The following is a 10370-nucleotide window of genomic DNA, read 5'->3' on the forward strand; positions in this document are numbered from 1 at the left end:
AGGGAAAACGCACATACCTACAGGATGAGAGCAAGTAAAAGCGCTTACATATAACGATTTTATAAAACCATATATAACCAAAAAAATCGGTCGAGAAAAAAATCTCCCACAAAGTCTTGACTCAAACGAGCGGGATGGGTTGGCATTGGACGTTTTACGAATGTATGTTAAAATAGAAAAAGTCGAAAAAACAGAAACAAATGTTCTTGTTGTGAAAGGGGAATAAGTGTGACGGATAAGCAGCTTCTTACATATAACGAAGACACGATTCAAGTATTAGAAGGGTTAGAAGCCGTTCGTAAGCGACCAGGCATGTATATCGGAAGCACAGATAGTCGCGGTTTACATCACCTTGTATATGAAATTGTCGATAATGCGGTTGACGAGGCGCTTGCCGGATATGGTAGACGCATTATTGTCACGATACATAATGATCAAAGTGTTAGCGTGCAAGATGAAGGACGTGGTATGCCTACCGGGATGCACAAGTTAGGAAAGCCTACTCCGGAAGTCATTTTAACTGTGCTACATGCAGGTGGGAAATTCGGACAAGGGGGGTATAAAACAAGCGGTGGCTTACATGGTGTTGGCGCGTCCGTCGTTAACGCTCTGTCCGAGTGGTTGGAGGTAACGATTCAACGCGATGGCTTCGTGTATTACCAACGATTTGAACACGGTGGAAAGCCGGTGACTACACTTGAGAAAATTGGCGTAACAAAACAGACAGGGACGAAAATTCAGTTTAAACCGGATCCAACGATTTTTAGTACGACGACGTTTCATTATGAAACGATTAGCGAGCGTTTACGTGAATCCGCATTTTTATTAAAAGGATTAAAAATCGAATTGTACGATGAGCGGACGGGTTCACACGATACGTTTTATTACGACAACGGAATCGAAGCGTTTGTCCAATATTTAAATGAAGAAAAAGACGTATTGCATCCTGTCGTGTTTTTTAGCGGTGAGCAAAGTGGTATTGAAGTAGAGTTTGCCTTTCAATTTCATGACGGGTATGCAGAGCAAATGCTTTCGTTTGTTAATCATGTGCGTACGAAAGATGGTGGGACGCATGAAATCGGGGCTAAAGCGGCGATGACTCGCGTTTTTAATGAATACGCACGCAAGGTAGGTTTATTGAAGGAACGAGATAAAAATTTAGAGGGTACAGACATTCGTGAAGGGCTATCTGCTATCATATCGGTTCGTATTCCAGAAGCCCTTTTGCAGTTTGAAGGACAAACGAAAGGGAAACTAGGAACGCCTGAAGCTCGTTCGGCAGTTGAATCCGTTGTTAGCGAGAAATTGACGTACTTTTTAAATGAAAATTCGGATATTGCGACAATGTTAATTAAAAAAGCGATTCGTGCATTTCAAGCGCGTGAAGCAGCGAGAAAAGCGCGGGAAGAGGCGCGATCTGGAAAAAAGAGAAAAGGAAAAGAACATGTATTAAGCGGAAAACTCACACCTGCCCAAACACGAAACCCACAAAAAAATGAATTGTATTTAGTTGAGGGAGATTCAGCTGGCGGATCTGCTAAGCAAGGTCGTGATCGCCGTTTTCAAGCTGTATTGCCTCTCCGTGGAAAAGTCATTAACACAGAAAAAGCGAAATTAAGTGATATTTTTAAGAACGAAGAAATTAATACAATCATCCATGCGATTGGCGGTGGTGTCGGGGCAGATTTCTCGATTGATGATATTCATTATGACAAAGTGATCATCATGACCGACGCGGATACGGATGGAGCGCATATTCAAGTGCTGTTGTTGACATTTTTTTATCGCTATATGCGACCGCTCATTGAAGCTGGTAAAGTGTTTATTGCACTTCCACCGCTTTATAAAGTAAGTAAAAAGGTTGGTAAAAAGGAAATTGTTGAATACGCATGGACAGATGAACAATTACAGCTTATTTTAAAGAAGATTGGAAAAGGCTACACTATTCAACGATATAAAGGGCTTGGCGAAATGAATGCCGATCAACTATGGGAGACGACGATGAATCCTGATACGCGTACACTTATTCGTGTACGTATTGATGACGCAGCACGTGCTGAACGCCGTGTAACGACGTTAATGGGGGATAAAGTAGAACCGAGAAGAAAATGGATTGAATCGAATGTGCAATTTGGATTAGAGGAAGAGGTAAATATTTTAGAAAATGATCATGTGATGACAGCTGAGGGGGAATAAGAACATGGAACGCATATTAGATTTGCCGTTTGAAGATGTGTTAGGCGACCGATTTGGTCGTTATAGCAAATATATTATTCAAGAACGTGCGCTTCCTGACGCACGCGATGGGTTAAAACCAGTACAACGCCGCATTTTATATGCGATGTATGTAGAAGGAAACACATCTGATAAGCCGTTTCGTAAATCCGCGAAAACAGTCGGAAACGTCATTGGTAACTTTCACCCGCATGGTGATTCTTCTGTATATGAAGCAATGGTGCGCATGAGCCAAGAATGGAAAGTAAGAAACGTATTAATTGAAATGCATGGAAATAACGGGAGCATTGATGGTGATCCACCTGCAGCGATGCGTTATACAGAAGCGAGATTATCGCCAATTGCATCCGAATTGCTGCGCGATATTGATAAAGAAACAGTAGAGTTTGTACCGAACTTTGATGATACGAGCAAGGAGCCTGTCGTGTTGCCAGCGATGTTTCCGAATTTGCTTGTCAACGGTTCAACAGGTATTTCAGCAGGTTATGCCACAGAAATTCCCCCGCATCATTTAGGAGAAGTGATTGATGCGGTGATGATGCGGATTGATCATCCGAATTGTTCGGTGGATGATTTAATGAACGTATTGAAAGGTCCGGATTTTCCAACAGGGGGAATCATTCAAGGAAAAGAAGGAATTAAAGCTGCTTATGAAACGGGAAAGGGAAAAATCATTATTCGTGGCAAAGCAGCAATCGAACAAGGAAAAGGTGGTAAACAAGCGATCGTTATTACAGAAATCCCTTATGAAGTGAACAAGGCGAATTTAGTTAAAAAAATTGACGAATTGCGTCTTGAAAAAAAGTTGGATGGAATCATTGACGTGCGTGACGAGACGGACCGAACAGGGTTACGTATCGTCATTGAGGTGAAAAAAGATGGGAATGCACAAGGAATTTTAAATTATTTATATAAAAATACAGATTTGCAAATTACGTACAACTTCAATATGGTTGCTATTTATGACCGTCGTCCTAAACTATTAAACTTAACGCAACTGTTAGATGCATACATCGAACATCAAAAAGAAGTTGTTACGAACCGTTCCCGTTATGAATTGAAGAAAGCGAAAGAACGCGCTCATATTGTCGAGGGGCTAATAAAAGCTGTATCGATTTTAGATGATGTGATCGCAACGATTCGCGCTTCCCAAGATAAAAAGGATGCAAAAATGAACTTAATCAATCGTTATGGGTTTACAGAACCACAGGCAGAAGCGATTGTTACATTACAGCTATATCGTCTAACAAATACAGATATTGATGATTTACGCGAAGAAGCAAGTGCGTTACATCGTAAAATCGAGGAATTAACAGCTATTTTAGATAGTGAAAAAAAACTTCTCTCTGTTATTAAAGCCGACTTAAGAAAAATGAAAAAAATGTACGCAGATGAGCGAAGAACGACAATTGAGGAGGAAATAAAAGAAATTAAAATCGAAATGAACGTAGTTGTTCCAGAAGAAGATGTGATCGTCACTGTCACAAAAGATGGATATATTAAACGGACAAGTTTCCGATCTTATAGCGCTTCAAATGGGCAAGATGTGGGGATGAAAGAGGGCGACAGGTTGCTCGGAATGTTTGAGATGAACACTACGCATACGTTACTATTGTTTACGAATAAAGGAAATTACTTATATTGCCCTGTCTACGAACTCCCGGATATTCGTTGGAAAGATCTCGGACAGCATATTTCTCATATCATTCCACTTGATCGTGATGAACAGATCGTTAGCGCCATTCCAATTGAAGATTTTTCAAACGGATATTTATTATTTATTACAAAACAAGGATTTGTGAAAAAAACAAGCCTCGTTCACTATAAGGCACAGCGTTATTCTAAACCACTCGTAGCTGTGCGACTCAAAGAGGATGACGAAGTTGTGCGCGTGTATCGAACGGATGGATGTGGACATATATTCCTCGTCACACATTATGGGTATGGATTGCTATTCCAAGAAGAAGAAGTCGGAGAAGTTGGTGTCCGGGCAGCAGGGGTCAAAGGAATTCATCTAAAAGAAGGCGATTACGTCGTGTTTGGTCAACAGGCAACAGATGAAAATCTTGTTCTTGTGACAAAACGAGGGGCAATAAAAAAAATAGCGCGAACGGAAATTGAGCAATCCGCACGCGCAAAACGTGGGCAGTTGCTCGTTAAAGAAGTGAAGACGAATCCGCATCGATTAGTAAGTTGTCATTTCCTTTCACACGGACATGTTGTTTTAAAAACGGAGAAAGGGATCATAGAAGAAGTCAATGTCGATGAACTTCGGTTAAGCGATCGATATAGTAATGTGACGTACGTGCTCGATTGTGATGAAGTTGGTCATGTTACAGATACATGGGCGAAATGGTCATAATTCCCTTGAATTCATTTGCTATTTCAACTATATTGAAGAAGGTACAGTTTTTCATATGGGGGATGCATGATGAGATTTAAACGTCAAGAACCTTTTCGATATCAATTTGGTCAACCAATTCCGTGCAAATTTCGCATTACGCGTATTGGGGAACGACAAGTAGAAACGGATAAAGGAGCGGCTGAAATTCACGATATTAGCCCACGTGGCATTCGAATGGAGACGAGCTTAAATTTGCCGATCGACTCCGCAAAAGGTGAAATTGAGGTGGAGTTGCAGTTTACGATCGTTGATCAACCGATGAACGTGCGTGGTGTCGTAATCTGGAAGAAAACGTATGTGAATGAATTTCAGTACGGTCTTTCGTTGGAGATTTCTAAGCAAGAAGAAATGCAGTTAATTGGCGAAATTAAAAGGCATGCAGCGATGTATGCAAAGAGAAAAGAAAGAAAATGATAGAGGAAAGATGTCCGCATGGGCATCTTTTTTCTATGAAATTTTTTTGAAAGCGGTTGACTAACTTGTATATACAAGATACAATATAAACGAACAAACAAACTTGTATATACAAGTATGTGAAAATCAATGTAAACGCTTCAACTAAGGAGGAAGAAATGATGCGACAGTCTGTTGAAAAAATTGTTCAAGCAGTCGGTGGAAAAGAAAACATTATTGCTGCTACACATTGTGTCACCCGTCTTCGTTTTGCGCTAAAAGACGAAGGGAAAGTAGATAAAGAGGCACTAGAAAACATTGATATCGTGAAAGGCTCGTTTTCCGTAAATGGTCAGTTCCAAGTTGTCATCGGCCAAGGATTAGTGGAAAAAGTGTACAATGAAATGATTGAAATGACCGGCATTGGTCGAGCGACGAAACAAGAGATTAAAGATGCTGCAGAAAGAAAGTTGAACCCGTTACAACGTGCCATTAAAACGTTAGCAGACATTTTCATTCCGATTTTACCTGCCATCGTGACAGCAGGTTTACTAATGGGGATTAACAACATTTTAACGGGACCAGGAATTTTTTATGAAGGAAAATCGCTTGTTGAGGTGCATGAGCAATGGCGTGACTTCGCTGATATGATTAACTTAATTGCTAACACAGCGTTCGTCTTCTTACCGGGATTAATCGGTTGGTCAGCTGTCAAAAAATTTGGTGGAAGTGAATTGCTCGGAATTGTACTCGGACTAATGCTTGTTCATCCAGCTTTATTAAATGCTTGGGCGTATGCTTCAGCTGTTCAAGAAGGAACTGTGCCGTATTGGAATTTATTCGGTTTTGATATTCAAAAAATCGGTTATCAAGGTCAAGTGTTGCCTATTTTAATTTCATCATATGTATTGGCAAAATTAGAAATATTTTTGAAAAAACGTATTCCGGAATCATTCCAATTGTTGCTTGTTGCTCCAATCGCGCTACTCGTGACAGGATTTATTTCTTTTATCGCAATTGGTCCTGTGACTTTTGGAATCGCAAATGCTTTGACGGATGGTCTTGTCGCTTTGTTTGATCGTTTTGCGGCATTAGGTGGGCTCGTATATGGAGGATTATATGCAGTTCTCGTTGTTACAGGAATGCATCATACGTTCTTAGCAGTAGACTTGCAGCTCATCGGTAGCACGGGTGGAACATTTTTATGGCCGATGCTTGCACTATCGAACATTGCACAAGGTTCAGCAGCACTTGCTATGATGTTCGCAACAAAAGATGAAAAACTAAAAGGACTATCGTTTACATCTTCCGTATCTGCTTATTTAGGTATTACAGAGCCAGCGATGTTTGGTGTCAACTTGCGATTCCGTTATCCATTTATTTCTGCTCTCATCGGTTCTGCCATTGCGGGAATTTTTATTACGATGAATAAAGTTCAAGCTTCTTCGATTGGTGTCGGGGGACTTCCTGGATTTTTATCCATTTTCCCTGACAAATGGGCACCATTTTTCATTGGTATGGCGATCGTTCTTATCGTTCCATTTACGTTGACATACATCTTGGCAAAAACGAAAGGCGGTAAGTAATATGCATCCATGGTGGAAGACAGCTGTTGTATATCAAATTTATCCGAAAAGCTTTAAAGATACGAATGGCGACGGAATTGGCGATTTGAAAGGGGTAATTGAAAAGTTAGATTATTTGCAGACACTCGGGGTCGATGCCATTTGGCTCACCCCGATTTACGAATCGCCACAGCGTGACAACGGATATGACATAAGCGACTATTATCGGATTTATGCACCATACGGAACGATGGAAGATTTTGAGCAACTCATTGAAGAAGCACATAAACGAAATATAAAGGTTGTTATGGATATTGTCGTTAATCATACGTCAACTGATCACGAATGGTTCCAACAAGCGCGATCATCTAAAGACAATCCGTATCGTCATTTTTATATTTGGCGAGATGAGCCGAACAATTGGCAATCAAAATTCGGTGGATCTGCTTGGGAGTATGATGAACAAACAGGGCAATATTATTTGCATTTGTTCGATGTTACACAAGCAGATTTAAACTGGGAAAACGAAGAAGTACGTCAACGTGTATATGACATGATGCATTTTTGGCTAAAAAAAGGAGTAGATGGCTTTCGTTTGGACGTGATTAATTTAATTTCAAAAGATCAACGTTTTTTAGATGACGATGGGGCTATTCCGCCTGGGGACGGAAGAAAATACTATACAGATGGTCCTCGTATTCATGAATTTTTGCAAGAAATGAATCGAGAAGTATTTTCGAAGTACGATATAATGACGGTAGGAGAAATGTCGTCGACGACAATTGATCATTGTATTTTATATACAAATCCTGACCGTCATGAACTAAATATGACATTTAATTTTCATCATTTAAAAGTTGACTATCCAAATGGGGAGAAGTGGGCGGTTGCTGATTTCGACTTTTTACAACTAAAGAAGATCTTATCAGAGTGGCAAGTAGAAATGCATAAAGGTGGAGGATGGAACGCGTTATTTTGGTGCAATCATGACCAACCGCGCATCGTTTCCCGTTACGGTGACGACGAACGATACCATAAAGAATCCGCAAAAATGTTGGCAACAACGATTCATATGATGCAAGGGACGCCTTATATTTATCAAGGTGAAGAAATTGGAATGACTGATCCGAAATTTGAACGGATCGATGATTATCGCGATGTCGAATCGTTAAACATGTACCGAATATTAAAAGAACAAGGAAAAAGTGAACAAGATATATTGCATATTTTACAACGGAAATCTCGTGACAATTCCCGAACGCCGATGCAATGGAGCGATGAGAAGCACGCAGGCTTTACAACAGGAACACCGTGGATTTCCGTGGCGCGCAACTATCAACAAATTAATGTTCAAAGGGCGTTACAAGATCCGACATCGGTTTTTTATCATTATCAAAAGCTTATTCAATTACGTAAACAGTACGACATTATTACAACGGGCGATTATGAGCTCATTTTAGAAGACCATCCTTCGATTTTTGCATATATTCGCAACGGAAAAAATGAAAAGCTTGTTGTGATTAATAATTTTTACGGACGAGAAACGCTATTTGAATGGCCAAAACATATCGATATAAACGAATATACAAGTCAAGTTTTATTGTCAAACTATGAAGACTCACCAAGCGACTTCAAAAAAATCACGTTACGTCCGTATGAATCCATTGTTTATTACTTGAAAAAATAATGGTAAAATATTTTTCGGTGATAAACAATGAGTGAAAATAAGTATTTATCTATTTACAATGACTTGTTATCAAAAATTGAAAAAGGAATATTTAAACCGGGGACGAAAATTCCTTCTGAAAATCAGCTCGTTGAACAATACGAAACGTCGCGGGAAACGATTCGAAAAGCGCTTAATTTACTGTCGGAACATGGGTATATTCAGAAAATTAAAGGAAAAGGTTCCATTGTGTTGGACGTCAGAAAATTTGATTTCCCAATTTCTGGACTTATTAGTTTCAAGGAGTTAGCACAAAAGCTTGGAAAGCCATCACGAACAATTGTCGAGCAGCTTGAGATCATTAAACCTGATGAAGCGTTAAAAAAACATCTTCACGTTACAGCAAGGGAAGACATTTGGAAAGTGGTGCGCGTGCGGGAGATTGAAGGTGAACGTATTATTTTAGATAAAGACTTTTTTAATAAAAAGGTTGTTCCGTTTTTATCTAAAGATATATGTGAGCGTTCCATTTATGAATATCTTGAAAAAGAACTACAATTAAAAATTAGCTTTGCAAAAAAAGAATTTTTCGTTGAAGAGTGTACGGAAGAGGATCGTATGTACTTACATTTAAAACAATATACGCACGTTGTTGTCGTGCGAAATTACGTTTATTTAGACGATGCGAGTTTGTTTCAATATACGGAATCGCGCCATCGTCTTGACAAATTTCGTTTTGTTGATTTTGCAAGACGAATCCACTTACATTAAATAATCCGTGGCAATGTGCCACGGATTATTTTGTTTCGCGATGTAACGTATGGCGTTTTAGGCGCGGGCAATATTTTTTTAGCTCAAGTCGTTCAGGATTGTTCCGTTTATTTTTTGTTGTTATGTAATTTCGATCCCCAGTCTCAGTACATTGTAGAACAACTTTTACGCGCATAGGGTTTTTTCCCTCCTCCACAATCTAAAATAGTAATCATTACGATTTGTATAATAATATAAAACCAATATCTTTGTCAACAATCGTAGTCGGAATCCCTCCGACTACGATTGTAGATGTTCTTTCATAAATTGTGGAAGACGAAAACATTGGTTTAATACATCACTATTTGCGTATTTCGTTTGTTTTTTAAAGGCGTTAAGTCGCTCAAATGAAATCGGTTGTTTTGCTCCGAGAGTGAAACTCCATAGCCCACCTGGATATGTTGGGACGGTAGCTGTGTATACGTGTGCGTGTGGGAATAGACGACGAATGTTTGTATATGTTTGTTTCAATACGTCCATATGAAAAATTGGGGACTGACTTTGACAAACCATTATTCCGTCTTGTTTTAACGCTTCGTATACACTTTTATAAAAATTGTATTCAAATAATACTTGGGCTGGACCGATCGGATCAGACGAATCAATAATAATGACATCATACGTATTTATGTGATCTTTAACAAACTGTACCCCATCTTTATATATATATTGCACGCGCGGATCCGAAAGGTTTCCAGATACTTCAGGTAAATGTTTTTTACATGCTTGAACGACTAATTCATCAATTTCAACAAGATGTATTTCTTCTACCTCTTCATATTTCGCCACTTCACGGGCTGCACCGCAATCGCCCCCACCAATAATTAACACTTTTTTTGGCGACGGATGAAGAGAAAGAGGAACATGTGAAATCATTTCATTATAAATGTGACCATCAATAGAAGTTGTTTGTACAACACCATCAAGCACGAGCATTCTTCCGAAGTCGTACGAGTCCAAAATCATCACATGTTGAAATGGCGACCGTTCGGAGTAAATGACTTCTTTAATGCGATAACTAATTTTTAAATTTTCACGTTCATCTTCTGTTAACCATAATTGACCGTTTTCTTCTTTGATGTAGTTCATAGCTTCCTCCTCTAACCATGTATTTTGCACCCTTCTTATATTAATATATTTCTGCATCTATTTGCAAAGGATGAGAACAACATGTTTGAGTCAAGACTTTGTGGGAGATTTTTTTCTCGACCGATTTTTTTGGTTATATATGGTTTTATAAAATCGTTATATGTAAGCGCTTTTACTTGCTCTCATCCTGTAGGTATGTGCGTTTTCC

The 10370-nt window shown here is 39.2% G+C and carries 8 protein-coding genes; 6 read left to right on the forward strand and 2 right to left on the reverse strand.

Annotated elements, in window-relative coordinates:
* Window positions 1-222 precede the first annotated feature (222 nt).
* The 6 genes from parE to treR all read left to right on the forward strand — a co-directional run bounded on the left by parE (window position 223) and on the right by treR (window position 9034).
* On the forward strand, window positions 223-2196 hold the full coding sequence (gene parE / locus K1I44_RS14530; RefSeq protein WP_219986581.1) for a DNA topoisomerase IV subunit B: 1974 nt from the start codon (window positions 223-225) through the stop codon (window positions 2194-2196).
* Between the two features lie 4 nt (window positions 2197-2200).
* Window positions 2201-4597 (forward strand): DNA topoisomerase IV subunit A, encoded by a 2397-nt coding sequence (gene parC / locus K1I44_RS14535; protein WP_003397216.1) that lies wholly within the window; start codon window positions 2201-2203, stop codon window positions 4595-4597.
* A 66-nt stretch (window positions 4598-4663) separates the two neighbouring features.
* On the forward strand, window positions 4664-5053 hold the full coding sequence (locus tag K1I44_RS14540; protein WP_219986580.1) for a PilZ domain-containing protein: 390 nt from the start codon (window positions 4664-4666) through the stop codon (window positions 5051-5053).
* Window positions 5054-5214: 161 nt separating this feature from the next.
* The gene (gene treP / locus K1I44_RS14545; RefSeq protein ID WP_003397212.1) at window positions 5215-6618 is read left to right on the forward strand and encodes a PTS system trehalose-specific EIIBC component; all 1404 of its coding nucleotides are present in this window, start codon (window positions 5215-5217) and stop codon (window positions 6616-6618) included.
* A 1-nt stretch (window position 6619) separates the two neighbouring features.
* Window positions 6620-8284, forward strand: coding sequence for an alpha,alpha-phosphotrehalase (gene treC / locus K1I44_RS14550; RefSeq protein WP_003397210.1), 1665 nt, complete (start codon window positions 6620-6622; stop codon window positions 8282-8284).
* Window positions 8285-8311: 27 nt separating this feature from the next.
* Complete coding sequence (gene treR, locus K1I44_RS14555; RefSeq protein ID WP_003397207.1) at window positions 8312-9034, forward strand: trehalose operon repressor; 723 nt, start codon at window positions 8312-8314, stop codon at window positions 9032-9034.
* A 25-nt stretch (window positions 9035-9059) separates the two neighbouring features.
* Here the strand turns inward: treR and rpmG are convergent, their stop codons facing one another.
* Window positions 9060-9209 carry a 50S ribosomal protein L33 gene (gene rpmG, locus K1I44_RS14560; protein ID WP_003397205.1) on the reverse strand — a complete coding sequence of 50 codons (150 nt, stop codon included), beginning with the start codon at window positions 9207-9209 and terminating at the stop codon, window positions 9060-9062.
* A gap of 104 nt (window positions 9210-9313) precedes the next feature.
* The gene (gene speE, locus K1I44_RS14565; RefSeq protein ID WP_003397204.1) at window positions 9314-10162 is read right to left on the reverse strand and encodes a polyamine aminopropyltransferase; all 849 of its coding nucleotides are present in this window, start codon (window positions 10160-10162) and stop codon (window positions 9314-9316) included.
* Window positions 10163-10370 lie beyond the last annotated feature (208 nt).

The sequence above is a fragment of the Anoxybacillus sp. ST4 genome (assembly GCF_019448545.1).
Lineage (GTDB): Bacteria > Bacillota > Bacilli > Bacillales > Anoxybacillaceae > Anoxybacillus > Anoxybacillus pushchinoensis.